Genomic DNA, 25,624 nt, shown 5'->3' with positions numbered 1-25,624 from the left:
AGTGCGGTTTGCGCGAAGAACGTTCAAGGGTTGCGGCGGTGTCGCCGCACGGTTTCTTCCACGAGATCGAGCACGGGCTCCATGTCGTCGGCCGGCAGTCCCATCGCGAGGTGGGAGACGAGGCCTTCCAGCACCAGTTCCAGGAAGCTCGTCAGCACCGTGACGTCGACGTCGTCGCGCAGGTTGCCGGCCTCGCGCTGGCGGATGAGGCGCTGACGGGTGGCGGCGGTGAGTTGCTCGCTGCGTTCGGCCCACCGCGCCCGGAAGTCGGGGTCGGTGCGGAGCCGGCGGGAGACCTCGAGGCGCGTGCCGAGCCAGTCGGCGGCGTGCTCCTCGGTCCGCTTCTCCGGCTCGTCGAGGAGGTCGCGCATGACCTGGACGAGACCCTGCTCGGCGACGACGTCCGCCATCCGGAGCGCGTCGTCCTCGGCCAGTGCGAGGAAGAGCGACTCCTTGTCGCGGAAGTGGTGGAAGATCGCGCCGCGAGAGAGGCTCGTCGCTTCTTCCAGGCGGCGTACCGTGGCACCCTCGTAGCCGTGTCGCGCGAAACAGGCACGCGCACCGTCGAGGATCTGACGGCGGCGGGCGTCGAGGTGGTCCTGGCTCACCCTGGGCACCGGTAGATGGTCGCAGGGAGACGGTGGGAAATCCAATCCGTACGTACGGATTGAACAGGTCCATCTGTGTGATCTTCCCCGGTGGTCCCTTTCGTGTGGATCATCGGCCGGGCCTGCGCGAACGGGCGGCGTCGTGCCCATATCCTCTGCCGCCATGGACACCCAGGAGATCGTCAAGCTGTCGACGCTCGCCGAGCGCCTGGGCTGGCAGCGGCGTGAGTCCACAGGCGTCCACCTGATCGACCTGCTGCTCAGCCGGCCCGTCTCGGACCTCATCGCCGCCCTCGCCGAGAACCGGGACAGGTGACGGGATTCTGGTAAGCGCTTTCCAGCACGTCCGGGACGGGGTTGACTCAGCCGCCGCGCAGTGGTGTGATCTGCGCGACAGTCAAGAAAGTTTCCTGTCTAAAACTGCATCCGCCGCCGCTCCGCCGTGATCCCCCTACCCCTCTCGTGGGAGGCACAACAGTGGCACCGAGTAGAAGCCGGGCGTTTCGCGCGTTCGGCGTGATGGGTGTTGCCTGCACAACAGCCGTCGCAGTGATGTCGGTACCGGAGCCTGCCCTCGCGGCGCCGGTGCGGTACGAAGCGGAGAACGCGACGATCTCGCAGGGCGTGGTGGAGTCGAACCACGCCGGGTTCTCCGGGGCCGGGTTCGTGAACGTCGACAACGTCGCGGGGAGCTCGGTCGAGTTCACCGTCACCGCGTCGAAGGCGGGCCAGGCCAAGCTGGTCTTCCGCTACGCCAACGGAACCGCGGACAACCGGCCCGCCGACGTGAGCGTCAACGGCGGCCTGGCCGTCGACGAGCGCGCGTTCGCCGGCACCGGCGCGTGGACGACCTGGGCGTCGGCCGAGAACACGGTGAACCTGAACGCGGGCTCGAACAAGATCAAGGTCACGTCCACCGGTGCCACGGGTGGCCCCAACCTCGACTACCTGGAGGTCGAGGAGGTCGCGTCCGTTCCCGCGCTGGAGCAGGAGGCGGAGGACGCGACGATCAGCCAGGGCGTCGTCGAGTCGAACTGGGCGGGCTTCTCCGGCCGCGGGTTCGTCAACTACGACAACGTCATCGGCTCGTCGGTCGAGTACACGATCAACGCCGAGTCCGGCGGCGAGCACGACCTGACGTTCCGCTACGCCAACGGGACGACGACCGACCGCCCGGTCTCGGTGACCGTGGACGGCGCCGGTGCGCAGACCGTCTCGTTCCCCGGCACGGGCGCCTGGACGACGTGGCAGACGCGGACCGTGAAGGTCGCGCTGCACGCCGGTGCGAACAGGATCAAGGCGACCGCGACGACCGCGAACGGCGGCCCGAACGCCGACAAGCTGACCGCGGTGCTGGTCGGCCCGCCCGACGACGAGGCGCCGACGCCGCCGCGCAACCTGCAGTTCGTGTCGTCGACCCACGACTCCGTGACGCTGAGGTGGGAGGCGGCCACCGACAACGTGGGCGTCACCGGCTACGACGTCTACCAGCACGGCCAGCTCGTCACGAGCGTCGGCAACGTCCTGGAGGCGACCGCGACCGGCCTGCGCGCCGACACCGAGTACGACTGGACCGTGTTCGCGAAGGACCGCGCGGGCAACGTGTCGCAGGCCTCGAACAACGTGCCGGGCCGCACCAAGCCGGCGCCCGTGGACAGCCAGGCGCCCACCACGCCGGGCACCCTGCGTTCCACCGGCGCCACCTCGACCAGCGTCGCGATCGCGTGGGGCGCTTCGAGCGACAACGTGGGCGTGACCGGCTACGAGATCCACTTCGACGGTGCCCTGAAGCAGACCGCGGACGGTTCGGCCACGTCGGCGACCGTCGCGGGCCTGGTTACCGGCCAGACGTACGCGGTGAAGGTGCGGGCCAGGGACGCGGCGGGCAACTTGTCGGCCTTCTCGAACGAAATTTCGGTCAAGCCGGTGGCGGGCGGCGGCACCGGTGTGCCGAACCCCGGCACGGTGAAGCAGATCGCCGGCGGGGTCGACGTGGCCTGGGGTCTCGCGTTCCTGCCCGACGGCTCGGCGCTGGTGACCGAGCGCGAGACGTTCACCGTGCTGCGGGTGACCGAGGCCGGTGCCAAGACCGTCATCGGCAAGGTGCCCGGCGCCATGGGCACCAACGGCGAGGGCGGCGCGCTCGGCGTCGAGGTCTCGCCGAACTTCGCCTCCGACCGGTTCGTGTACGTCTACCACACCTACAGCGGCGGGAACCGCCTGGTCAGGGCGCAGTTCGACGGCGCACAGCTGACCGGCTGGACCACGTTGCTCGACGGGGTGCCGAAGAACCGCTACCACAACGGCGGCCGCCTGCGGTTCAGCCCGGACGGCCGCTACCTGTTCATCTCGACCGGCGACGCGCAGAACGGCAACAACGCGCAGAACCTCAACACCAACGCCGGCAAGATCCTGCGCATCAACCCGGACGGCTCCATCCCGTCCGACAACCCGTTCCCCGGCAAGGCGATCTGGAGCTACGGCCACCGCAACGTGCAGGGCCTCGACTTCGACTCGCAGGGCCGCCTCTGGGCCTCGGAGTTCGGCAACTCGCAGCAGGACGAGGTCAACCTGATCACCAAGGGCGGCAACTACGGCTGGGAGCCCTGCGAAGGCACGATCGGCAGCTGCGCCGGCACCGTCCCGCCGAAGAAGACCTGGCCGACCTCGCAGGCCTCGCCCTCGGGCCTGACGATCATCAACGACCACGTCTTCGTCGCCACCACCGTCGGCCAGCGCATCTACCGGATGCGCATCGACGCGGCCGGCAACCTCGTCGACCAGCAGACCTACTTCCAGGGCAGCTACGGCCGCCTGCGCACGGTCGAGGTGGACCGGGAGGGCGACATCTGGCTGACGACGACGGCCGACAAGGACGGGTCGGCCGGCAACGACCGGATCCTGCACGTCGACGTCGTCTACGAAGGTGGCGGCGGTGCCTTCAAGCTGACGTCCCCGGCGTTCGCCGACGACGCGATGATCCCCGCCAGGCACACGTGCGCCGGTGACGGTGTCGCCGGCCAGGACCCGTCGCCGGCGTTCGCGTGGGGCGAGTCCGCCGGGGCGCAGGCCTACGCCATCGTGTTCGCGGACCGCGTGAACAACGGCAACAAGCTCCACTGGGCGATCTGGGACATCCCGGGTGGTACCCGCTCGCTGCCGGAGAACCTGGGGTCCGGGTTTGCCGTGCCGGGCCAGGGCTCGGCGAAGCAGAAGGCGATGGGGTCCGGTGCCAACGCCCTGAAGTACTTCGGGCCCTGCCCCGGCGGCTCGACCAACCCGTACACGTTCACGTTGTACGCGATGAACACCGCGACCGTGCCCGGGATCACCTCCGGTTCGTCCATGGCGCAGATCGAGACGGCCATCAAGAACGCGTCAACCGCCAACACGGTGTTGCGCGGCCGTTCGAATGCCAGGACGTAGATCCAGCCAGTGGGACAAGCGCCCGTGTGCACGCGTGCACACGGGCGCTTCACTTGGTTCGTAAGGATTTGAGGGCTGCGAGTGTCAGACCCCGCGTGTAGCGTCGAACGGGCCAGACGATCACGGGGAGTGTGGCAGCGTGACTGCGTTGCGTAATCAACCGGCGCCGGCGAGGTTCGCCGACCGCGCCGAGGCCGAGGCTTATGTGGCCTCGGTCTGCTTCAAACACGGGCCTCCGAGGCTTTTCGGCGTGGAGCTGGAATGGACCGTCCACCACGCCGAAGACCCTGCCCAGGTCCTCGACGAACACCGGCTCGCCGCCGCTCTCGGCGAACACGCACCACCCACTCTCGTTCCGGACAGCCCGCAGAGGCCGCTTCCCAGCGGCACCCCGCTGACCGTCGAACCGGGCGGGCAGGTCGAGATCTCCACTCCTCCCTGCACCAGCCTTCCGGACCTCTTCTCCACAGTCGCCCAGGACATCTCCCACCTCACCGCCATGCTCGCCGACCACGGTCTCGTGCTCGGCGACAAAGGCGCTGACCTGCACAGACGGCCCACGCGCCTGCTCCAGGTGCCTCGGTACGCCGCGATGGAGCACGCGTTCGGCGCGCTCGGCGCCGACGGCATCTCCATGATGTGCAACACCGCGGGCCTGCAGGTGTGCCTCGACTTCGGCGAGCAGAAGCACCTGCAGGACAGGTGGGCCGCCGTGCACCAGCTGGGCCCGGTGATGATCGCGCTGTTCGCGAACTCGCCGAGCATCGGCGGCATGCACCAGGACTGGGCGTCCGCGCGCATGCGGGCGCTCTACGGCTGTGATCCCGTGCGCACCAGACCCAGTGCCGTGTGCGCCGATCCGGCCCAGGCCTACGCGCGCAGAGTCGTCGACACCCCCGTCATCGTGGTGCGCGGGCCGGGTCCGAACTGGATCCCGGAGCGCAGGTTCACGTTCGCGGAGTGGGTGGACGGCGCGCACGACCGCGTCCCCACGAGCGACGACCTGGACTACCACATGTCGTTGATGTTCCCGCCGGTGCGACCGCGCGGGTACATCGAGATCAGGTACCTCGACACACCCGCTCCGGGCGGGTGGATCGCGCCGAGTGCGCTGCTCGTCGCGCTGTTCAGCGATCCGTCCGTTGTGGACGGTGTGCTGGCGGCGACGGAACGGGCGGCCGGGCGGTGGCTCGCCGCCGCCCGGTACGGACTGGCGGACGAACGCATCGCGCGTGCCGCGAAAGACGTTGTGGCGCTGGGCATCGAGGCGTTGCCCCGCACCGGACTCTCCCACGACCAGATCGGCGCCATCAGCCGGGAGCTTGAGGGGAAGCTGTGACTCGCCAAATCGATGGAGACGACCTCCGCGAGAAGGTGGCGGGGGAACTGTTGCGCTCGCGCGCGCGTTCCACCGCCCTCACCGACGCCGTCGACGAGCACGACCTCGTGCGGCAGCATTCGAAACTGATGTCGCCGCTGGTCTGGGACCTGGCGCACATCGGCAACCAGGAAGAGCTGTGGCTGGTTCGCGACGTCGGCGGACGCGAGCCGGTGCGCAGCGACATCGACGAGTACTACGACGCGTTCAAGTTCTCCCGCAGCGTGCGGCCCGAGCTGCCGCTGCTCAACCCCCGTGAGGCCCGCCAGTACGTCGGCGACGTGCGCGGCAAGGTGTTCGACGTGCTGGAGAAGGTGCCGCTGCAGGGGCGCCGGCTCGTCGAGAACGCCTTCGCGTTCGGGATGATCGTGCAGCACGAGCAGCAGCACGACGAGACGATGCTCGCGACGCACCAGTTGCGCACGGGTGAACCGGTGCTGCACGCACCGTTGCCGCCCGGTGGAAACCTGGTGCCCGCGACGGAGGCGTTCATCCCGGGCGGGCCGTTCGAGATGGGCACGTCGGACGAACCGTGGGCGCTGGACAACGAACGCCCGGCGCACGCCGTCCACGTCGACTCGTTCTTCATCGACACGACACCGGTCACCAACGGCGAGTACGCCGAGTTCGTCCTGGCCGGCGGCTACGACGACCGTCGCCTGTGGACGGACGAGGGCTGGGAGCACCGGACGAACGCCAAGCTCGTGGCGCCGAGGTTCTGGCAGCGCGAGGAGAACTCGTTCGTGCGCACGGCCTTCGGCGTGACGGAGCCGATCGTGCCGGACGAGCCCGTGGTGCACGTCTGCTACCACGAGGCCCAGGCGTACGCGACGTGGGCGGGCAAGCGCCTGCCCACCGAGGCGGAGTGGGAGAAGGCGGCCCGCTTCGACACCGCCGCCGGCAGGACGCGCCGCTACCCGTGGGGTGACGAGGAACCGACGGAACAGCACGCGAACCTCAACCAGCGCCACCTGCGCCCGGCCCCGGTCGGCGCCTATCCGGCGGGGGCGTCGCCCGCCGGGGTGCACCAGCTGATCGGCGACGTGTGGGAGTGGACGTCGAGCGACTTCGGGCCCTATCCGGGCTTCGAGGTGTTCCCGTACCGCGAGTACTCCGAGGTCTTCTTCGGCCCGGACTACAAGGTGCTGCGCGGCGGCTCGTTCGGCACCGACAAGTCCGCGATCCGCGCGACGTTCCGCAACTGGGACTACCCGATCAGACGGCAGATCTTCGCCGGCTTCCGCTGCGCCAGGGACGCCTAGCCGGATGTGCCGCCACCTGGCTTACCTGGGCACCGCCGTGCCCGTCGCCGGTCCGCTCTTCGAGGCACCGCACTCGCTGGAGCACCAGTCCTACGCGCCCGCCGACATGCGGGCGGGGGGAACGGTCAACGTCGACGGGTACGGCGTCGGCTGGTTCCCCGGCCCGGTGCGCTACCGGCGGGCCGGCACCCTGTGGAGCGACCCGAACCTGCGCCAGCTCGCGGGCACGGAGTCGACGGCCTTCCTGGCCGCCGTCCGGTCCGCGACCACCGGGATGCCGGTGGCGGACGCGGCCTGCGCGCCGTTCACCGACGGCACGTGGTTGTTCAGCCACAACGGACGCGTCGACGGCTGGCCGCACACCGTGGCCGGGCTGGCGAAGACCCTCGACGTGACCGACCTGCTCACCATGGACGCGCCGACCGACTCCGCGTTGTTGTGGACGGTCCTCAGACGTCGCCTGGAGACGGGGAAGAACCCGGCCCAGGCGCTCGTTGAACTCGTGCGGGAGGTCGCGGACGTGGCGCCGAAGTCACGCCTGAACTTCCTGATGACCAACGGGAAGGTGCTCGTGGGGACGACGTGGACACACGCCCTGTGGGTGCTGCAGAAAGGCGAGGGCGTGACACTCGCGTCCGAGCCGCTCGACGACGACCCGGACTGGCGGGAGATCCCCGACCGGCACGTGGTCACCGCCGTTCCATCCACTGTGGAGGTTCGACCTTTATGACCGAGCCGGTGCTGGACGTTCATCTCAAGCCGGAGGACGCCGCACACGCGCTACGTGCCGACGTGCGGGCCGGACTGACCGCGGACCCGAAGTGGGTCTCGCCGAAGTGGTTCTACGACGCCGTGGGCAGTGCGCTGTTCGAGGACATCACGCGGTTGCCCGAGTACTACCCCACCAGGGCCGAACGGGAGGTGCTGGCGGAGCGCGCGGGCGAGATCGCGGAGACCACGGGCGCGCACTCGCTGGTGGAGCTGGGTTCCGGCTCGTCGGAGAAGACGCGGCTGCTGCTCAGCGCGTTGCGCGAGCACGGGACGTTGCGGGAGTTCGTGCCGCAGGACGTGTCGGTGTCGGCGCTCACCGAGGCCGCGCACGCGATCATGGCGGACTACCCGGGCCTGCGGGTGCACGGCGTGGTCGGCGACTTCACGCAGCACCTGTCGTTGCTGCCCGGTGAGTCGCCGCGCGTGGTCGCGTTCCTCGGCGGCACGATCGGCAACCTCATCCCGGAGGAGCGGGAGAAGTTCCTCCGCACGGCCCGCGACGTGCTGGATCCGGGGGAGTGGCTGCTGCTCGGCACGGACCTCGTCAAGGATCCGGGCACGCTGGTGCGCGCGTACGACGACGCGCAGGGCGTGACGGCGGAGTTCAACCGCAACGTGCTGAACGTGCTGAACCGCGAGGTCGGCGGAGACTTCGACGTCGAGGCGTTCGAGCACGTGGCGTTGTGGAACGCCGAGCAGGAGTGGATCGAGATGCGCCTTCGGGCGAAGCGGGCGATGAGCGTGACGCTCGCCGAGCTCGGCCTGGTCGTGGAGTTCCGCGAGGGCGAGGAGCTGCGCACCGAGGTGTCGGCCAAGTTCCGCGAGGAGGGCGTGCGGCAGGAGCTGGAGGACGCCGGGTTCTCGCTGCACCGCTGGTGGACCGACGCCGAGGGCCGGTTCGCGGTCTCGCTCGCCCGAGCGGTGTAGCCGGGGTCACAACCCGACGAAAGGCGGGTACACGCGGTGCACGCCCAGTGATGGGCTGCAACGATGACTCCTGCATCAACGCGTGCCGTGCGCGTGGCGCTCGTCAGTGCGCTCGCGCTCGGCACGGTCATCACCGGCCTGGGCAGCGCGTCAGCCCAGCCGGAAGCCGCCTCCGCCGTCAGACCCGCCGCGTGGGGGCCGTGCGCGGCGGACGTGCTCGCCGAGATCCCCGCCGCCGAACGCACGAAGGTCAGCTGCGCGGTCCAGGCGGTGCCGGTCGACCACTCGCGCCCGCGCGGGGACTCGACCGGCGTCGTCATGATGAAGCGCCCCGCCGGAGACCCCTCGAAGAAGATCGGTTCGCTGTTCATCAACCCCGGCGGCCCCGGTGGCGCCGGCCTGATCTACAGCGCCTACGGCAGCAGCTTCTTCACGCCGGAGATCCTCGAGAAGTTCGACCTCATCGGCTTCGACCCGCGCGGTGTCGGCCGCAGCGCGCCGCTGCGCTGCTTCCGCACCCAGGAAGAGGCCGAGGCGGTCAACGAGGGCTGGTACGCGCTGCCGATCACCAAGGACGAGATCGCCAGCTCGATCCGGCAGTCCAAGGTCTACACCGACTACTGCAAGATCAACGCCGGTCCGCTGCTCAACCACATGTCGACGGAAGCGGTCGCACGCGACCTCGACGTGATGCGCGAGGCCGTGGGGGACAGGCAGCTCACGTACGTCGGCTTCTCGTACGGCACGCTGCTCGGCGCGACCTACGCGAACATCTTCCCGCACCGGTCCCGCGCCCTGGTGCTGGACGGCAACGTCGACCCGCAGCTGCGCCTGACCAACGGCGCGCAGTACGACCGCGAGCGCGCCCGCGGCTTCGAGATCGCGCTGGACGCGATGCTGAAGCGCTGCGACTCGGTCGGTGTCGCGAGGTGCGCGTTCGCCGGTGACGCGCGCAAGAAGTTCGACGACATCCGCGAGTCGCTGCGCAAGGGCCCCACGACGTTGCCCGACGGCACCCAGGTGACGCTGACCGGCCTCGTCGGCCGCACCGCGAGCAACCTGTACAGCCCGACCACGTTCAAGGCGCTGACGGCGTGGCTGCAGTCGATCCACGCGGCCCAGAACCCCTCCGCCGCCGCGCTGACCGTCCAGTCCGTTGTGGACGTTCCGGTGCTGAACAACCTCGGCGGCAAGGCCGACATCCGGGTGCTGCCGGAGACGCCGTACACGAGCGACGACTCGTACTACGCCGTCAACTGCACCGACAAGCCGTTCTCCCGCTCGAACCGCAACTGGGCGCAGACCGCGGACAGGTGGGAGAGGGAGTCGCCCACGTTCGGCCGCTACCAGGCCGCGTCCGACCTCCTGACCTGCCCGACGTGGCCCGCCCGCAACCCGGACCGCTGGATCGGCCCGTGGAACCGCCACACCAAGAACCCGATCGTCGTGGTGGGCAACTACTACGACCCGGCGACGCAGTACCTGTTCTCGGAGCGCATGGCCAAGCAGCTCGGCAACGCGCGGCTGATCAGCGTCGACGCGTTCGGTCACTGCATCCTCGGTGACTCGGCCGGCGCCGACGCGGCGGTGACGAGGTACCTCGTCGACCTCACCGCCCCCGCGAACGGCCAGGTCTTCCAGCCGAACGCGCAACCGTTCTAGTTCGTCTACACCCGCCTGTCGCCGGACAACCCGACGATAGGCGGGTACAAACGGTGCACTGTCGGTGATGGGGTGCATCCGTGAAGTCATCCTCCGCATCAGCGCGTGTCGTGGTCGCGAGTGCGCTCGTGCTCGGCACCGTCGTTTCCGGCCTGGGCGTGGCGAACGCCCAGGCCGAGGCCTCGTCCGGCGTCAGACCCGCTGCCTGGGGGCAGTGCGCGGCCGACGTCCTCGCCGGCCTTCCCGCCTCCGTGACGCCCGAGGAGCGCGCGAAGCTCACCTGCGCCGTCCAGGAAGTGCCCGTCGACCACTCGCGCCCGCGCGGTGAGAAGACCGGCATCGCCATGATGAAGCGCCCCGCGAACGACCCGTCCCGCAAGATCGGCTCGATCTTCCTCAACCCCGGCGGCCCCGGCGGGTCCGGCCTGCTGCGCGGCGCCGTCGCGAAGAACTACTTCCAGCCGTCCGTGCTGGACAGGTTCGACGTCATCGGCTTCGACCCGCGCGGCGTGGCCCGCAGCGCGCCGATGCGCTGCTTCCGCACCCAGGAAGAGGCCGACGCGGTCAACGAGGGCTGGTACGCCCTGCCCATCACCAAGACCGAGATCGCGAGCACCATCCAGCAGTCCAAGACCTACACGGACTACTGCAAGATCAACGCCGGTCCGCTGCTGAACCACATGTCGACGGAAGCGGTCGCACGCGACCTCGACGTCATGCGCGAAGCCGTGGGCGACCAGCAGCTCAACTTCGTCGGCTTCTCGTACGGCACGCTGATCGGCTCGACGTACGCGAACATCTTCCCGCAGCGCACGCGGGCGATGGTCATCGACGGCAACGTCGACCCGCGCCTGCGCCTCACCAACGGCGCCGAGTACGACCGCCAGCGCGCCGACGGCTTCGAGATCGCCCTCGACGCCATGCTGAAGCGCTGCGATGCCGTCGGTGCCACCAAGTGCGCGTTCGCCGGTGACGCCCGCGGCAAGTTCGAGGCGATGAAGACCGCGCTGGGCAAGGCCCCCGCGACGCTGCCGGACGGCACGAAGGTCACCCTGACCGACGTGGTGAGCCGCGTCGCCGGCGACCTGTACTCGATCGCCCGGATCACGACCCTGGCCGCCTGGCTGCAGAACGTCCACGTCGCGCTGAACCCGTCCGCCGCCACCTTCGGCGTCCAGGCCGCGGTGGAGCTGCCCGCGCCGCTGAACAACGCCGGTGGCCGCATGGACGTCGACCCGCTGCCCGACACCCCGTACACCGCGGACGACTCGTACTACGGCGTCAACTGCACCGACAAGCCGTTCGCGCGCACGAACCGCCACTGGGAGAGGACCGCGGCGAAGTGGGAGGCGGAGTCGCCCACGTTCGGCCGCTACCAGGCCGCGTCGGACCTGCTGACCTGCGCCACGTGGCCGACGCGCAACCCGGACCGCTGGATCGGCCCGTGGAACCGCAAGACGAAGACCCCGATCGTCGTCGTGGGCAACTACTACGACCCGGCCACGCAGTACCTGTTCTCGCAGCGCATGGCCAAGCAGCTCGGCAACGCGCGCCTGATCAGCGTCGACTCGTTCGGCCACTGCATCCTGGGCCGCTCCGCGGAGACGGACGCGGCGGTCGCGAAGTACCTCGTCGACCTCGTCGCACCGGCCGACGGCCAGGTGTTCCAGCCGAACGTTCAGCCGTTCGCCTGACCGGTTCGCCGGAAGCGGGGGGGGGGCGCCCGCGCGCGCCGGCCCCCGGCGCCCCCCCCCCCCCCCCCCGCCCCCGGGCCGGCCGCCCGGGGGGCGCGGGGGGGGGGGCGGCCGCCCCCCCCCCCCCCCCCCCGCGGCGGCGGCGATCAGCAGGTACGCGGAGTACGAGGGCCACAGCCACACCGCGAGCCCGAAGAGCGCGGCCGTGGCGAACGTCGCCCAGCCGCGTCGCACGACCGCCCACACCAGCAGCGCGGCGGCGACCACCCACAGCAGGCTGTAGTCGTAGAGGGCTTCGTCGATCCGGCGGCTCATCTCGATGCCGCGCAACGTCTCGTAGGTCTCCTCGCCGGTGTACCAGTCCGGCTGGCTGCCGCAGCGCGCGCCGGGTTGCGCGCACAGGTCGCCGAGGTCGCGCAGCGGCGCGTTGACGATCAGCGTCAGCGCCGCGAGAGCGCCGATCGCGAGCACGGCCCACGTGGGGATCCTCACGACAGCAGGCTCCTCGCGATCAGCACCACGGCACTCGCCCCCGCCACGACCAGCGTGGGAGTCCGCACGCCCTTCGCGTCGAACTTGGCGCGCAACGGCCCCGACAGCAGGAAACCGGCCACCAGGAACGGGATCAGCAGCACTCCGCTCCACAGCTGGTGCGCCGTGACGTTGCCGGTGACGGTCAGCCCGAGGACCGAGACGGCCGAGCCCAGCGTGAAGAACGCCGCGAGCGTCGCCCGCACCTCCGGCCCGGCCTGGTTCTGGTAGAGCAACGCGACCATCGGGCCGCCGATCGACGTGGCCGTGCCGAACGAGCCGCTCGCCACCCCGGCGGTGACCAGTGACGGCGGGGTCGGCTGAGGACGCCAGGACGTGGTCGACAGCAGCACGCACGCCAGCACCACGGCGCCGACGACCACGCCGAAGTTCTTCGGCTCCAGCGAGTCGACGATCCAGATGCCGACGACCGTGCCCGGCAGGCGGCCGAGCATCGCCCAGCCGACGCCACGCCAGTCGACGTGGCCGAACTCCCTGACCAGCGACATGACCGCGTGCGCGCAGGCGATGACCAGGACCGGCACCGGGACGAGCGCCGGGTCCAGCAGCGCGAGCAGAGGCACGGCGACCAGGGCCAGCCCGAAGCCGATCAGGCCCTGCAGCAACCCTCCGAAAGCGACGACCACGCCGGCGAGCGCCAGCAACCCCCAAGACATAGTTCGCGATGCTATCGACCGTTGTTCGCCTGCCGTTGGCCCAGCACACCTACGCTCCGCGCCATGACCGCGTCCCGCCGCTCCTTCCTGCTCGGCACCGGTGCGACCGCCGCCGCTGCCGCCCTGGTCACGCCTGGTTCCGCCGCCGCTGACAACGTTGTCGGCGGCCGCCCCGACCCCGAGGCGCGGCGGTTCACGCTCGCCGTGATCCCGGACACGCAGTACATGTTCGACCTCGACCGCGGCGACTCGGCGCCGTTGAAGGCCACGCTGCAGTACCTGGTCGACCGCCAGAGGTCCGAGAACATCGTCTTCGTCAGCCACCTCGGCGACCTGGTCGAGAACGCCCGCCAGAGCGAGATCGACGACATCAGCGAGCGGTTCGAGGTGCTCGACCGCCGCCGCGTCGGGTACAGCGTGCTCGCGGGCAACCACGACGTGCCGGACTCGCGGCTGGACGACCAGCGCGGACGCACCCCGTACCTCGACAGGTTCGGGCCGCGGCGGTTCCGGTCCTCGCCGACGTTCCGCGGGGCGAGCGCCGACGGCTACAACACGTTCCACGTCTTCCGCGCGGCCGGCAGGGAATGGCTGGTGCTCGCACTGGACTGGCGCATGTCCGCCAAGGGCTTCGAATGGGCGCGCTCCGTGCTGAAGCAGCATCCCAGGCTGCCGGTCATCCTCACCACGCACGAACTCGTCTACGACGGCGGCGACGGCACCGCGGCGATGTCCGACTACGGCCGCAGGCTGTGGAACGAGCTGATCAAGGACAACGACCAGATTTTCCTGACCCTCAACGGGCACTTCTGGCCACCCGCCCGCACGACGATGCGCAACACCGCCGGCAACGACGTGCACGTGCACATCACGAACTACCAGGACCGCTACTACGGCGGCGGCGCGATGATCCGGTTCTACCACTTCGACCTGGACCGCGCCGTGATCGACGTCCGCACCCTGTCGCCCTGGCTGCTCGGCAAGAAGTCGCTCAACCCGCTGGAGCGCAAGGAGACCGAGCTGACCGGCCCGGCCGACCGGTTCAGCGTGCCGATCGACTTCGAGCAGCGGTTCGCCCGCTTCGACCCGCCGGTGCTGCCCGCCCCGCAGCCCGCCCGTGACGTGCTGGTGCGCGGCACGGTCGCGTACTGGCGCCTCGGCGAGGGCCTGAAGGACCTGTCGGGCAACGGGAACGACCTGCGGCAGACCGGCTCGCTGACCCCCTCGGACGACCACAGCAGGTTCGCGCCGTCACACCGGTCGCTGTACTTCGGCAAGGACGGCCACCTGTCCACCGTGGACTCGGCGCCGGTGAACAGGGAGACCTTCGAGCGCGGCTACACCATCGAGCTGTTCCTCAAGCTGCCGAAGGACTTCAACCACCCGTGGTGCGGCCTGTTCACGAAGCTCGCCCCCGGATCCGCGGCCGGCAAGACCGGGGACGACCCGAGCGAGCCGATCGCGACCCTGAACGTCGCCGGTGGCGGTCAGCTGCAGTGGGCGGTGTTCCCGCGCAACCTGCCCGGCATCTCCACGAACTGGGGCCACGAGATGGACTACGAGACGTGGTGGCACATCGCCGTGGTCAACGACGGTGTGCACACCACGCTGCACGTCGACGGATCCCCGTTGCTGCGCAACCCGTCCACACCCGCGCGCGGCATCTCGACCGCCGGTGACCCGTGGCTCGTCGGCGCCTACGCGTACGGCGAGGTCGTCGAGAAGTCGTTGCACGGCTGGATCGGCGACATGCGGATCGTGAACCGGCCGCTGGACCGCGCCGAGTTCATGCGGTCGAAGGCAGCCCGAACCGCGGGAACAGACTGAGGTCGAAGAACGACGAGACGCGCGTGATCCGGCCGTCGCGGACCTCCAGTGCCTGGAGGTTGAACGGCCGGAACACGCCGGCCCCGTCGCGCAGGTAGAGCCCGAACGCGGGCTGGCCGTTCGCCTCCGTGGCGACCATCCTGGCGCCGTGCGGCACCGCCGGGCACTGGTTCGCGAGGTGCCACGCGACCATGTCCGGGCCCCGGTAGAACTGCGGGTACGGCGGCATCTCCCAGACGACGTCCCGCGCGACCATGTCGATGATCGCCGGGATGTCCTTGGCCTCGAAGGCTTTCACCCACCGGTCGAGCAACGGCTTCGCGGCCGCGGGCTCGACCACCTCGTCCTCGCTGAGGTCCTTGAGCTGCGCGTGCGCGCGTTGCAGAGCGCTGTTGACGGCCGCGACCGTCATCTCCAGCTCGTCCGCGGTCTCGGCGGCGCTGAGCTTCAGCACGTCCCGCAGGATCAGCACCGCGCGCTGCCGCGGCGGGAGGTGTTGCAGTGCCGCGACGAACGCCAGCCTGGTGGACTCCCGTTCGGCGACGATCGCGGCCGGATCGGTCGGGAACGGCTCCAGCCACGGCACGTCGTGGTCCTGGGTGAGCGGATCGGACTCGGTGGCCGCCTGGGTGCCGAGCCCGAACGGCAGCGGGCGCCTCGTGCGCCCGTCGAGGGCGGTGAGGCAGACGTTCGTCGCGATCCGGTACAGCCACGTGCGGATGGACGAGCGGCCCTCGAACTGGCCGTACGCCTTCCACGCGCGCAGGTACGTCTCCTGCACCAGGTCCTCGGCGTCGTGCAGCGAGCCGAGCATCCGGTAGCAGTGCGCGAGGAGCTCCCGTCTGAACGGGTCCGCCGCGGTCGCGAAGTCCACTGTCACCATGACCTCCGGTGGAGGCCCCGGCCTTCAGGCCGGGGCGGAATCTGGACTCCGCTTGGAGCGTCTGAGCGGAGCCGGGGCGGTCCAGGCACGCGGTGCGCTGGCCGGCAGTGCTGCGTCGTGGTCGTCATGGTGTTCCCGGTAGGTTGTGGTTCGTGCGAACGGCGTACAAGTGCCGGGCTTATCCGACCCCTGAGCAGGCTGTGGTGTTGAACCGCACGTTCGGGTGTGTGCGTCTGGTGTGGAACAAGACCTTGAGCGAGCGCAACCACCGCTACCGTGCCGAGGGTGTGCGCACGTCGTATCGGCAGACCGATGCGGCGCTGACGGGGTGGAAACGCACCGAGGAACTCGCGTTTCTGTCGGAGGTGTCCTGTGTGCCGTTGCAGCAGACGCTGCGGCATCAGCACACCGCGTTCGGCAACTTCTTCGCCGGGCGTGCCCGTGTTCCGAGGTTCAAGTCCCGTACCGGGCGGCAGAGCGCGCACTGCACCCGCTCGGCGTTCCGGATGCGTGAGGGCGTGCTGACGCTGGCCAAGACCAGCACACCGCTGCGGTTCGTGTGGTCCTTCGGCGGCGTGGACCTGGCCGCGCTGGACCCGACGATGGTCGTGATCTCCCGCGAGCCGGACGGACGCTGGTACGTGGCGTTCGCCGTGGCCACCACCGAGCTCTCCCCGGCCGAGCCCGCCGGCCACGCGATCGGCGTCGATCTCGGCCTCACAGACCTCGTGGTGACCAGTGACGGTGAGCGGATCGCGAACCCGCGGCACCTCGCCCGCAAGGCCCGCAACCTGGCCCGCTACCAACGACGGATGGCCCGCTGCCAGCGCGGCAGCCGCAACCGCCGCCAGGCTCAGGCCAAGGTCGCCCGCGCGCATCGCAAGGTCCGCAACGCACGCCAGGACTTCCTGCACCGCACCACCACGGCTCTGGTGCGCTCGGCCGACGTGATCGCGATCGAGGACCTGTCGGTCAGGAACATGGTGCGCAACCGCCACCTCGCCCGTGCCATCTCTGACGCGGGCTGGGGCGAGTTGCGCAGGCAGCTCGAGTACAAATGCGACCGGGCCGGCCGCACGCTGGTCGTGATCGACCGCTGGTTTCCCTCGAGCAAGACCTGTTCGGTCTGCGGGCACGTGCTCGCAGAGCTTGCACTGTCCGCCCGGCACTGGACGTGTCCGGGCTGCCGCACCCGGCACGACCGGGACCTCAACGCGGCGAAGAACATCCTTGCGGCTGGTCGAGCCGTAACCCGAGACGTCGTCTCGGGTGATGCCTGCGGAGCTGATGTCAGACGGCAAGGGCCCTCCCTTCCGCGATCGGCAGTGAAACAGGAACCCCGTGCCGTGAGGCACAGCGCGTAAGCGCTACCCGCCACGCGGCGGGTGGGAATCCCTGCTCTTCAGAACAGGGACAAGTCAATCCCGCACTGTAATGGCGTTGTGGAGTCTGCGGACGAGGATCTCGACGTAGTCCCTGAGTTCCACCGGTTCGTGCACGTCGAACTCGAAGCCCAGGAACAGCAGGTGGAACACGATCCGTTCGAGAGCGTCGGCGCCCGTGCGCATCAGGCAGGACTGGTCGTCGATCGGTTCCAGCGCGGCGGACATGGGCGTGGTGCGCTCCGCGACCGCCTGCATGGGTGCGTGGATCGTGAGCACCGCCTGGTAGGTGTAGACGTTGGAGGCGACCTGCCTCGACACGAACTCGCCCAGGGACTGTGCGGGCGGCTCGCGGGGCGTGAACCTCGCCGCGAGCGCGGGCTGCTCGGTGATGCGGTCCACCCGGAACGTTCGCCAGTCCTGTTTGGACACGTCCCACGCCACCAGGTACCACCGGCGGCCGGTGTGCACGAGACCCTGCGGTTCCGCGAGGCGTTTCGCGGGCTCGCCCTGCGTCGGGGCGTAGGTGAAGCGCAGCTGCTGGTGGTCGCGGCACGCGGCGGCGATGATCGTGAGCGTCTCCGGGTCGACCGTCGGGCCCGCGGCCGGCAGGGCGGTGGTGTGCGCCTGGAGCGCCTGCACGCGTCGCCGCAACCTCGCCGGCAGCACCTGTTCGAGCTTGGTGAGAGCGCGGATCGACGTCTCCTCGATGCCCGCGACGGAGCCGTTCGCCGCCGTCCTCAGTCCGACCGCGACGGCGACCGCCTCGTCGTCGTCGAGCAGGAGCGGCGGGAGCTCCGCGCCCGCACCGAGCTGGTAGCCGCCGGCCGCGCCGGGCAGCGACGTCACGGGGTAGCCGAGGCTGCGCAGCTTGTCCACGTCGCGGCGGATCGTGCGCACGTCGACGCTGAGCCGGTCGGCGAGCTCCGGGCCCGTCCAGTCACGCCGCACCTGCAACAGGGACAGGAGCTTCAGCAGGCGCGCGGACGTCTCCAGCATGGGAGGGATTCTAGATTCCGTTGCGGACGACGGCCTGTGGTGGCTAGGGTTCTCGTCATGACTGCCGGGTCGGCCTTGTGCCGTGAGCGGAACGGTTGCCCGGCCCTGACTTGATCAGGGCCCCTCCCTCCCCGCGTCTGTCCGCTTTGACGGGACACGCGCTCAGGGAGAGGAGGTGATGCGCAATGCTTCCCAACGTTGGTGATGTCTTTTCGGGGAAGGTCGTCTCGACCGTTCCCTTCGGATCGTTCGTCGAGCACCCCGCCGGTGCACACGGGCTCCTGCACGGCCAGCAGGCCGAGGTCGGTGCCTCGGTGCAGGTGAAGGTGCTCGCGGTGGACGCCGTGCAGCAGCGGTTCAGCCTGGAGCTGGCGTGAGTTGAGTGCTCGGGCAGAGGCGCCCTGCCCGGGCTTTCTCACGGTCTCCGGTAGTCCGCGCACTCGCCGGTCAGGCGGTTGTGCAGGGTCTTGCGGTGCCCCTCGTCCTGGGGTGCCGGACCGAGCGCGTCCGCTGGGCTGGTGATGCCGTGCAGCAGCCGGTACAACACGACATCCGTTGCGGTGTAAAGCCAGTCGTCCGCCTTGCCGGGCGGGGCGGCGGGTCCGAGCATGTTCTCGAACCACGCCGGGAACAGCAGATCCCGTGCCACCGCGTCCTCGATGCGCGCGCGGATCAGCTGCCGCACGTGCCCGATGGCCTCGTTGCCGGCCGTCTTGGCGACGGTGTCCTTGGCGTGCGTGTCGTCGTCCGGGGCGTCGGGGCGTTCCTGGTCCGTGATGGACCGCCACTGCTGGTAGTTCTTGCGCCACAACGTTTCCGCCGAGGGCGGGAGGTGCGTCAGGGCCTCGGCCGCGTCGATCGCCTCCAGTGCCCTGCGGTCGTACTCGGCGATGGCCTTGCGCGTGTCCTTGGCCTCCTGCGGGGTGAAAACCCTGCGGGCGTAGGCTTCCTGGCCTTTGTGGATCTTCGCGAGCTGTGCCTCGTCGATCTCGGGCCAGTCGTCGAAGTCCGCCTTCTGCGTCTCGCTCGCCCGGACCTTCCGGTTCAGCGCCACCAGGAGGCGCTCCAGGCGGTGGACGCTCTCCGCGAGCTCGGTGACGCGGTCGTTGGTCTTGGTGAGCTTGCGGGTGTTGTCCTTGAGCTGGTTCGCCTGGCTGAGCTGGTGGTGCGCCGCGTCGGTCTGGGCGTGGTCGATGCGGGTCTCCAGCGACTTCAGCTCCTTCTTGAGCCGCTCGACCTTGCCGTCCAGCGCCTTGACCGGGTCGATGTTCACTTGAGCGTCCTCCAGGCCCACCAGGCGATGCCCGCCGCGGTGATCAGTGTCGCCCAGCCGCTGGCCAGCGGGGTCAGGAGGGTGGCCAGCAGTGCCGCGCAGATCGCGGTGGTCCTGGCCCGGGGTTCGAAGACCCGGCGGCCCGCCGGGTCCACCAGGACCGACGCGGCCGTGGCCACCGCCACCAGCAGCGAGAGCAGCGACCAGGCGTCGAACCAGCCCACGGCGACGATCAGGGCCGCGGCGGTGGTGGCGATGGCGATCATGCGGTTCGGGGACGTCAGCCTGGCGGCCTCGACGTCCCTGCGGGCCTGCACGACCGCTTCCACTTCGGCGTTCGTGGTGGCGAGGAGGGACCGGAAGTCCGGGCTGCCGGGGCCTGCCGCCTTGAGGGCTCGTAGGGCTGTTCGCAGGGACTGCTGGCGGTCGGCCAGGCGGGCGAACGGATCGGCTGCCATGCCCCGAAATCGTGATCAAGCGCGGTGGGCGGGGCTAGGCCTGTGAGGGGAGTTGGTCCGGTTGCCGACGAACTTCCCTCACTCGGCCTAGTGGCGGTCAGGACTTCCTGCGCGCCCCTTCCGGCCAGACGACCTCGATGGGCACGCCGGACGCGCGTGCCTGCTCCACCACGTCCGCCGTGCCGCCCTTGCCCTGGGCCGGGACGCCGTCCCACACCGCCACCAGGAGCTCGACGGAGGCGAGCATGCGCTCGTTGGCCGCCACGTACGCCAGCCGTCCGCTCGACATGTGCGGGAGGACGCTGACGACCGTGGCGGCCGCGCGGAGCTCGTCGTAGTCGGCCACCTGGTGGGGTTTCAGGCGGTCGCGGTAGTCCAGGGCGGGCAGGACCACCTCCACCTCCCCGCCCAGCGCCAGGACCGCCCTGGCGAAGACCTGGTCGGCTCCGGGAGCCAGGCAGGTCACGCCGACCAGGTTGGTGCCGAGCCGTTCCAGCACCTCCGTGATGGCGGCCTGGACGGCCGGAACGCACTCCGGGACCAGGTTGCTGTGACCGGTGATGCCGACGCGCATCAAGCGGTCCGGATCGCTCTGATCGCGTCTCGGGTGTCCTGCACGGCGGGGATGTGGCGGTGCCGTGCCGCCTCCTTGGCGAAGTCCTCCAGTTTGCGCAGGACTCGCCCGGAGGAGAGCTTCGCCGCTGTCGGCAGGACCTCGTTGATCAACCCGCACGCTGCCTCCGGGTCTCCCGCGACCATTTTGGTGCGCGCCAGTCCGATCACGTCGAAGGCGCGGTTGCGCACCTTGGACGGGTCCCGCAGAGCCAGTGCCCGCCGGATGTGCTGTTCGGCGAACACGGCCTGGGACGGGTCGTGCATGGCGAGGTCGCGGCAGCGGGCGCCGATGACGCCCTCGAGCTCGGCCTCGTCGAAGCTGTGCAGGTAGCGCGGCTCGTTGTCCGCGTCCCGCTGGGCGAAGCTGTCCTGCGCCATGCCCACGGCCTGGTGGAACTCGCGGGTCTTGCCCATGCTCGCGTAGGCCCAGGCCTCGCGGGTGAGCAGGAGCGCCTTGAGCGTCGGCGTGCCGGTGCGGCGGGTGCCGTACTGGCCCAGCTGGACCAGCTCCAGGCCGTCCTCGGGACGGCCCAGGTCGAACATCTGCCTCGCCATGGCCGCCAGGCACAGCGCCGCGAAGCCGTCGTTGTGGCCGGCCTTGGCCATCCGGACGGCCAGCACGTAGTAGCGCTGGGCCGCGTTGTGCAGGCCGGCGTCGAACGACATGCTCGCCGCCACCTTCGACAGTTCCGCGCCGATGAAGAACGCGCGTTCCGTCGTCGGCCCGGACGGTGCCCGGCCCAGGCGTTCGGCCAGCTCGTCGAGCTGACCCAGGACGGCCTTGCGGGCCAGCCCGTAGCCGCCCCGGCCGCCCCATCCGCGCAGCCCGTCGGCCACGCGCTGCAACGCGAACAGTTCCTCCTCGCTGATCGCCGAGTGCGACGACCACTTCGACAGGTTCTGCAGGGGGTGCAACCACCGCTGCAGAGGCTCGACCAGTGCGGACCCCACCGTCACCGCGGCGGCTCCTGTGAGCGCCGCTCGTCTGCTGATCGCCAAGTCGCTCCTCGCCGTCTCCTCGACCGAACGGGCAATGCTCGTCGCCTCCCAGGGGGCGGCGAGCACGTCTGGCGGGCCGTTGTCAGGGGAGCCCACCTGAGCTGGGATGACGACGCGGTCGAACCACAGTCGTTCGCCCGGAACACCGAGCACCAGCGCGAAGTGGCGCAGCCGGTCGAGGCGGTCGATCTGGTTCTCGCCCGACTCGTAACGCGAGAGCTGCGCCTGGCTGATGCCGAGCCACGCCGCCATGCGGTCCTGCGTGACCCGGCTGAGGTGCCGGGGGTGGTGCCGGTACGCGGAGATCAGCGCACCCATGTCGCGGTCCGCGCACGCGGCGACGATCGCGGGGTGGTCCCAGAAGTCGTTCGGGACCTCAGGTGGTCCGTGCACGTCCGCACGAGCGTTGCGGCGGCACCGGTGACACAGCCGATCGGGGTTGTCGGCGGCGATGAACGCCCCACACGGGCAAGCGCGTCTGGATTTGGGTCTCGCTGCATCCATCGGCCTCGCCCCCGTCACTGAGCGTTTTCCCAGTGTACGGACGTGTGATCGTCAGTCCATCCATCTCATGCATAAGACGTAATGGGTTCGCGTGTCGCAGTCCTGGTGCCCCCGCCCGGCGGATGAGCTTCATACGCCTGCTGCATGAGGCCCATGCAGCAGGCGAGTGGTGTTGGCGTGAAGTGAGAAGGACCCTGCACAACGTCAGGCTGCGGGTGGATCCCCGTGGCCGTGACCAGTGCCTGACCCACCAACGGGGAGGACAACCGCCGATGAGCCTCACGACCGCGGAGACCGGCACGGCCGGGATCCCACAGAACAGGGGACACGCACGGGCGATCGGGGAGGCCGTGGCCGGCTACCGGTTGCTCGGCTGGCAGGTGACCGTCACCGAGCAGGGCGTGTTCCTGCCCCTGGGCCCCGCCACGACAGCCTTGGCGATGCCGGCGCGGATCGGGTCGCGAGTCCTGGCCGACCTGAAGTCGCGGATGCTCGCCGGACCGGTCACGGTGATCCCCGGCCCCCGCGAACACTGGATCTTCCTGGCCGAACTGGTGGCGTTGCTGCCCACCCACCTGAAGGCGCCACCGGAGGTCCAGTTCGTGCGGTCGCCGCACCGGATCGCGCTCCCGCCCACCATGACCAGGTACGGATCGCTGCGCTGGGCGAACCCGCCGTCGCACTCGCGGCACTGGTTCCCGCCGTTCACCGCCGTGCTGGCGCTGGCCCGGCAGGCCGCCGCGGAGGACCAGCGCCGATAATCGGTGCTCGTGGATCGTCGTTCAGTGTTGTTGTGTGGGCTCGCCGCCGCCTTGAGCGCCTGTGGCGAGCCCGCTCCTCGCAAGACGGGCGGTGCCGGCACCGCCCGGCCGGGAGACCGCGTCGTCGCCGTCTCCTCGGTGCCCGAAGGCTCCGGCGTGCTGGTGGACATGCCCGGCAACGCCCAGCTGCTGGTCGTGCAACCTCGATCGGGTGAATTCCGCGCGTTCAACCCGGCGTGCCCGCACGTGGGGTCGATGGTCAACCCGCCTGCCCGCGGCGTGATCACCTGCCCGTTGCACGGGAGCACCTTCGACGCCTCGACCGGGGCCGTCCGCAAAGGACCTGCGGAATCAGGTCTCGCCGAGGTCGCGGTCGTGCGTTCCGGGGACGACGTGGTGCTCGGCTGAGACCTGTGGGTTTGCTGTGCATCGGGCTTCTCGCTGAACTCCGGCGGTCCTGTTCGCGTAATGCTGTGGTGTGACCCCGAACACCCACCACCACGGAGGATCGGTCGTGAACACCGAAAGCCTGGTCAGCAGGCGCGCGGCGCTGTGCGGAATCGCGGTTGCCCTCGCCGTGCCCAGCGGACTCGTGACGGCGTGCAGCTCGACCTCGACCGGTTCCGGAACCACACCCACCCAGGGCGGTTCGACTCCGACGGGATCCTCGGGATCCGCCGGGACCAGCGGCACCGCGCTCGTCGCGCTGGCCGACGTGCCCGAGGGCGGCGGCGCCGTCGTCGACGCCCCCGGCGGCAAGAAGATCGTCGTCGCGCGCATCTCCGCCACCGAGGTGAAGGCCTTCGACGCGACGTGCCCGCACCAGGGCTCGATGGTCGCGGAGCCGTCCGGCGGCACCATCACCTGCCCTTCGCACGGCAGCCAGTTCGGTGCTTCCGACGGCGCGGTGAAGAAGGGACCGGCGACGACCGGCCTGCGCGCGGTCGCGGTGAAGGTCGACGGCGACCAGGTGGTCCTGACCTGACCCTTTCTGTTTTTGTCGGACCGCGTCGATAGTCTGGACGGCGTGGCAGATCCCTCGACGTATCGCCCTGCTGTGGGCACGATTCCGGAGGCTCCCGGCGTCTACAAGTTCCGCGACGCCGGTGGCCGGGTCGTGTACGTCGGCAAGGCGAAGAGCTTGCGCAGCAGGCTGAACTCGTACTTCGCGGATCTGGCGGGGCTGCACCCGCGCACGCGCCAGATGGTGACGACGGCGGCCTCCGTCGAGTGGACCGTCGTCTCCACCGAGGTCGAGGCGCTGCAGCTCGAGTACAACTGGATCAAGGAGTTCGACCCGCGCTTCAACGTCCGGTACCGCGACGACAAGTCGTACCCGGTGCTGGCCGTGACCCTGCACGAGGACTACCCGCGCCTGCACGTGTACCGCGGCCCGCGCAAGAAGGGCGTGCGCTACTTCGGGCCGTTCGCCCACGCCTGGGCCATCCGCGAGACGCTCGACCTGCTGCTGCGCGTGTTCCCCGCGCGCACGTGCTCGGCGGGCGTTTTCAAGCGGCACAACCAGATCGGCCGCCCGTGCCTGCTCGGGTACATCGACAAGTGCTCGGCGCCGTGCGTGGGCAAGGTGTCGGCCGACGAGCACCGCGACATCGTGCTCGACTTCTGCGACTTCCTGGCGGGCAAGACGGACAACATGGTCCGCCGCCTCGAACGCGAGATGCTGCAGGCCTCCGAGGAGCTGGAGTTCGAGCGCGCCGCGCGCCTGCGCGACGACCTGGGCGCGCTGCGCCGCGCGATGGAGAAGCAGGCCGTCGTGCTGGGCGACGGCACGGACGCCGACGTGATGGCGTTCGCGCAGGACGAGCTGGAGGTCTCGGTCCAGGTCTTCCACGTGCGCGGCGGCCGCGTCCGCGGCCAGCGCGGCTGGGTGCTCGACAAGGTCGAGGCCCTCGACGACGGCGGCCTCGTCGACCAGTTCATCATGCAGTTCTACGGCGACAACACCGAGAGCACCCCGCGCGAGGTGCTGGTCCCGGTCCTGCCCGACGACGCCCCGGCCCTGGAAGACCTGCTGTCCGAGCAGCGAGGCTCCCGAGTGGTCCTGCGCGTCCCGCAACGCGGCGACAAGCGCGCCCTGATGGAAACGGTGGCGCGCAACGCCTCCGAGGCCTTCGCCCAGCACAAGCTCCGCCGCGCGGGCGACCTCACCGCCCGCTCCGCGGCCCTGCAGGAGATCCAGGACGCCCTGTCGCTCGACACCGCGCCGCTGCGCATCGAGTGCATCGACATCAGCCACGTCCAGGGCACCGACGTGGTGGCGTCCCTGGTGGTGTTCGAGGACGGCCTGGCCCGCAAGTCCGAGTACCGCCGCTTCGCCCTCCGCGAGGCGGCCACCGAGGGCGACGTGGCCTCGATAGCTGAGGTGGTCCGCCGCCGCTTCCAGGCGATGCTCCGCGAAACCGCCTCCGGCGGCCCCAACCCGGGAATAGACCCGGACACCGGCAAACCCCGCAAGTTCGCCTACCCGCCCAACCTCCTCGTGGTGGACGGCGCGGGCCCCCAGGCCGCAGCCGCCTCCGACGTCCTGGCCGAACTGGGCATCACCGACGTGGCGGTGGTGGGCCTCGCCAAACGCCTCGAGGAGGTCTGGGTCCCGGGCGAACAGGACCCGGTGATCCTGCCGCGCACCAGCGACGCCCTGTACCTGCTCCAACGAGTCCGCGACGAGGCCCACCGCTTCGCCATCGCCTACCACCGCCAGAAGCGCTCGAAGCGCATGACCACCTCGGCCCTCGACGAGGTGCCAGGCCTCGGCGAGACCCGCAAAGCGGCCCTGCTCAAGCACTTCGGCTCGGTGCGGAAGCTGCGACAGGCCACAGTGGACGAGATCAGCGACGTGCCGGGCGTGGGCCGCCGCACCGCGGAGGCCGTGGTGGCGACTTTGGCTTCGTCTGGTGGGAGCTCCTGATGGGACCTGGGCCGGCAGGTGGCGGGACGTCGTTTTCCGGCAACGATGTGACGGGGGA

Annotated in this window: 23 protein-coding genes; 15 read left to right on the top strand and 8 right to left on the bottom strand. The window is 70.1% G+C overall.

Going from position 1 to position 25,624, the window contains the following annotated elements; all coding sequences use genetic code 11:
• Positions 1-23: 23 nt before the first annotated feature.
• Positions 24-617 carry a TetR/AcrR family transcriptional regulator gene (locus ORI60_RS30060; RefSeq protein ID WP_266041366.1) on the bottom strand — a complete coding sequence of 198 codons (594 nt, stop codon included), beginning with the start codon at positions 615-617 and terminating at the stop codon, positions 24-26.
• A gap of 154 nt (positions 618-771) precedes the next feature.
• Between ORI60_RS30060 and ORI60_RS30055 the strand changes: the two genes are divergently transcribed.
• The 8 genes from ORI60_RS30055 (at position 772) to ORI60_RS30020 (ending at position 11,728) form a co-directional block, all read left to right on the top strand.
• Positions 772-924: a hypothetical protein gene (locus tag ORI60_RS30055; RefSeq protein ID WP_266041365.1), complete on the top strand. Its 153-nt coding sequence runs from the start codon at positions 772-774 to the stop codon at positions 922-924.
• Between the two features lie 236 nt (positions 925-1,160).
• On the top strand, positions 1,161-4,034 hold the full coding sequence (locus tag ORI60_RS30050; RefSeq protein WP_266041364.1) for a PQQ-dependent sugar dehydrogenase: 2,874 nt from the start codon (positions 1,161-1,163) through the stop codon (positions 4,032-4,034).
• A gap of 139 nt (positions 4,035-4,173) precedes the next feature.
• On the top strand, positions 4,174-5,373 hold the full coding sequence (locus tag ORI60_RS30045; protein WP_266041363.1) for a glutamate-cysteine ligase family protein: 1,200 nt from the start codon (positions 4,174-4,176) through the stop codon (positions 5,371-5,373).
• The gene (egtB, locus tag ORI60_RS30040) at positions 5,370-6,674 is read left to right on the top strand and encodes an ergothioneine biosynthesis protein EgtB (protein WP_266041362.1); all 1,305 of its coding nucleotides are present in this window, start codon (positions 5,370-5,372) and stop codon (positions 6,672-6,674) included. Before ORI60_RS30045 ends, egtB begins: the two co-directional genes overlap by 4 nt.
• Positions 6,675-6,678: 4 nt before the next feature.
• The gene (egtC, locus tag ORI60_RS30035; RefSeq protein ID WP_266041361.1) at positions 6,679-7,404 is read left to right on the top strand and encodes an ergothioneine biosynthesis protein EgtC; all 726 of its coding nucleotides are present in this window, start codon (positions 6,679-6,681) and stop codon (positions 7,402-7,404) included.
• Positions 7,401-8,372, top strand: a complete 972-nt coding sequence (gene egtD / locus ORI60_RS30030; protein WP_266041360.1) for an L-histidine N(alpha)-methyltransferase — start codon at positions 7,401-7,403, stop codon at positions 8,370-8,372. The genes egtC and egtD overlap by 4 nt, the downstream gene beginning before the upstream one ends.
• A 63-nt stretch (positions 8,373-8,435) precedes the next feature.
• On the top strand, positions 8,436-10,034 hold the full coding sequence (locus tag ORI60_RS30025) for an alpha/beta hydrolase (RefSeq protein WP_266041359.1): 1,599 nt from the start codon (positions 8,436-8,438) through the stop codon (positions 10,032-10,034).
• Positions 10,035-10,114: 80 nt separating this feature from the next.
• Positions 10,115-11,728: an alpha/beta hydrolase gene (locus ORI60_RS30020; protein ID WP_266041358.1), complete on the top strand. Its 1,614-nt coding sequence runs from the start codon at positions 10,115-10,117 to the stop codon at positions 11,726-11,728.
• 488 nt (positions 11,729-12,216) lie between these two features.
• On the opposite strand, the gene ORI60_RS30015 is transcribed toward ORI60_RS30020, so the two are convergent.
• On the bottom strand, positions 12,217-12,936 hold the full coding sequence (locus tag ORI60_RS30015; protein WP_266041357.1) for a sulfite exporter TauE/SafE family protein: 720 nt from the start codon (positions 12,934-12,936) through the stop codon (positions 12,217-12,219).
• Between the two features lie 63 nt (positions 12,937-12,999).
• Between ORI60_RS30015 and ORI60_RS30010 the strand changes: the two genes are divergently transcribed.
• Positions 13,000-14,763, top strand: coding sequence for a LamG-like jellyroll fold domain-containing protein (locus ORI60_RS30010; RefSeq protein WP_266041356.1), 1,764 nt, complete (start codon positions 13,000-13,002; stop codon positions 14,761-14,763).
• On the opposite strand, the gene ORI60_RS30005 is transcribed toward ORI60_RS30010, so the two are convergent.
• Positions 14,723-15,646: a sigma-70 family RNA polymerase sigma factor gene (locus ORI60_RS30005; RefSeq protein ID WP_266041355.1), complete on the bottom strand. Its 924-nt coding sequence runs from the start codon at positions 15,644-15,646 to the stop codon at positions 14,723-14,725. The two genes, ORI60_RS30010 and ORI60_RS30005, sit on opposite strands and share 41 nt — an antisense overlap.
• 152 nt (positions 15,647-15,798) lie before the next feature.
• Between ORI60_RS30005 and ORI60_RS30000 the strand changes: the two genes are divergently transcribed.
• A complete protein-coding gene (locus tag ORI60_RS30000) occupies positions 15,799-17,010 on the top strand; it encodes an RNA-guided endonuclease InsQ/TnpB family protein (RefSeq protein WP_266041354.1) in 1,212 nt (403 codons plus the stop codon).
• A gap of 54 nt (positions 17,011-17,064) precedes the next feature.
• Here ORI60_RS30000 and ORI60_RS29995 read toward each other — a convergent pair whose 3' ends face one another.
• Positions 17,065-18,027, bottom strand: a complete 963-nt coding sequence (locus ORI60_RS29995) for a helix-turn-helix transcriptional regulator (protein ID WP_266041353.1) — start codon at positions 18,025-18,027, stop codon at positions 17,065-17,067.
• 185 nt (positions 18,028-18,212) lie between these two features.
• On the opposite strand from ORI60_RS29995, the gene ORI60_RS29990 reads away from it, so the two are divergent.
• Positions 18,213-18,404: a S1 RNA-binding domain-containing protein gene (locus tag ORI60_RS29990; protein ID WP_191303927.1), complete on the top strand. Its 192-nt coding sequence runs from the start codon at positions 18,213-18,215 to the stop codon at positions 18,402-18,404.
• A 38-nt stretch (positions 18,405-18,442) separates the two neighbouring features.
• Here the strand turns inward: ORI60_RS29990 and ORI60_RS29985 are convergent, their stop codons facing one another.
• The 4 genes from ORI60_RS29985 to ORI60_RS29970 all read right to left on the bottom strand — a co-directional run bounded on the left by ORI60_RS29985 (position 18,443) and on the right by ORI60_RS29970 (position 21,765).
• Positions 18,443-19,300, bottom strand: a complete 858-nt coding sequence (locus ORI60_RS29985) for a hypothetical protein (RefSeq protein ID WP_266041352.1) — start codon at positions 19,298-19,300, stop codon at positions 18,443-18,445.
• Positions 19,297-19,758, bottom strand: a complete 462-nt coding sequence (locus ORI60_RS29980; protein WP_266041351.1) for a hypothetical protein — start codon at positions 19,756-19,758, stop codon at positions 19,297-19,299. The genes ORI60_RS29985 and ORI60_RS29980 overlap by 4 nt, the downstream gene beginning before the upstream one ends.
• Positions 19,759-19,855: 97 nt before the next feature.
• A complete protein-coding gene (locus tag ORI60_RS29975) occupies positions 19,856-20,332 on the bottom strand; it encodes a hypothetical protein (RefSeq protein ID WP_266041350.1) in 477 nt (158 codons plus the stop codon).
• Complete coding sequence (locus ORI60_RS29970) at positions 20,332-21,765, bottom strand: helix-turn-helix domain-containing protein (RefSeq protein WP_266041349.1); 1,434 nt, start codon at positions 21,763-21,765, stop codon at positions 20,332-20,334. Before ORI60_RS29970 ends, ORI60_RS29975 begins: the two co-directional genes overlap by 1 nt.
• A gap of 383 nt (positions 21,766-22,148) precedes the next feature.
• Here ORI60_RS29970 and ORI60_RS29965 point away from each other — a divergent pair, with 383 nt between their 5' ends.
• From ORI60_RS29965 to uvrC, 4 genes are all read left to right on the top strand, one after another.
• Entirely contained in the window at positions 22,149-22,637 is a 489-nt protein-coding gene (locus ORI60_RS29965; protein ID WP_090014002.1) for a hypothetical protein, read from the top strand.
• Positions 22,638-22,646: 9 nt separating this feature from the next.
• A complete protein-coding gene (locus tag ORI60_RS29960) occupies positions 22,647-23,045 on the top strand; it encodes a Rieske (2Fe-2S) protein (protein ID WP_266041348.1) in 399 nt (132 codons plus the stop codon).
• Between the two features lie 106 nt (positions 23,046-23,151).
• Positions 23,152-23,622, top strand: a complete 471-nt coding sequence (locus ORI60_RS29955) for a Rieske (2Fe-2S) protein (protein WP_266041347.1) — start codon at positions 23,152-23,154, stop codon at positions 23,620-23,622.
• A gap of 42 nt (positions 23,623-23,664) precedes the next feature.
• Entirely contained in the window at positions 23,665-25,566 is a 1,902-nt protein-coding gene (gene uvrC, locus ORI60_RS29950) for an excinuclease ABC subunit UvrC (RefSeq protein ID WP_266041346.1), read from the top strand.
• Positions 25,567-25,624 lie beyond the last annotated feature (58 nt).

It is taken from the genome of Lentzea sp. NEAU-D7 (genome assembly GCF_026242055.1).
Taxonomy (GTDB): domain Bacteria; phylum Actinomycetota; class Actinomycetes; order Mycobacteriales; family Pseudonocardiaceae; genus Lentzea.
Note: the sequence above shows the minus strand (reverse complement) of the source record. Positions and strands in the feature narration are given on the sequence as shown.

Coding starts and splice junctions, on each gene's coding strand:
- ORI60_RS30055 (WP_266041365.1), top strand. CDS start 772: ATGGACACCCAGGAGATCGTCAAGCTGTCGACGCTCGCCGAGCGCCTG.
- ORI60_RS30050 (WP_266041364.1), top strand. CDS start 1,161: ATGTCGGTACCGGAGCCTGCCCTCGCGGCGCCGGTGCGGTACGAAGCG.
- egtC (WP_266041361.1), top strand. CDS start 6,679: ATGTGCCGCCACCTGGCTTACCTGGGCACCGCCGTGCCCGTCGCCGGT.
- egtD (WP_266041360.1), top strand. CDS start 7,401: ATGACCGAGCCGGTGCTGGACGTTCATCTCAAGCCGGAGGACGCCGCA.
- ORI60_RS30025 (WP_266041359.1), top strand. CDS start 8,436: ATGACTCCTGCATCAACGCGTGCCGTGCGCGTGGCGCTCGTCAGTGCG.
- ORI60_RS30015 (WP_266041357.1), bottom strand. CDS start 12,936: ATGTCTTGGGGGTTGCTGGCGCTCGCCGGCGTGGTCGTCGCTTTCGGA.
- ORI60_RS30010 (WP_266041356.1), top strand. CDS start 13,000: ATGACCGCGTCCCGCCGCTCCTTCCTGCTCGGCACCGGTGCGACCGCC.
- ORI60_RS30005 (WP_266041355.1), bottom strand. CDS start 15,646: ATGGTGACAGTGGACTTCGCGACCGCGGCGGACCCGTTCAGACGGGAG.
- ORI60_RS29995 (WP_266041353.1), bottom strand. CDS start 18,027: ATGCTGGAGACGTCCGCGCGCCTGCTGAAGCTCCTGTCCCTGTTGCAG.
- ORI60_RS29990 (WP_191303927.1), top strand. CDS start 18,213: ATGCTTCCCAACGTTGGTGATGTCTTTTCGGGGAAGGTCGTCTCGACC.
- ORI60_RS29980 (WP_266041351.1), bottom strand. CDS start 19,758: ATGGCAGCCGATCCGTTCGCCCGCCTGGCCGACCGCCAGCAGTCCCTG.
- ORI60_RS29975 (WP_266041350.1), bottom strand. CDS start 20,332: ATGCGCGTCGGCATCACCGGTCACAGCAACCTGGTCCCGGAGTGCGTT.
- ORI60_RS29965 (WP_090014002.1), top strand. CDS start 22,149: ATGAGCCTCACGACCGCGGAGACCGGCACGGCCGGGATCCCACAGAAC.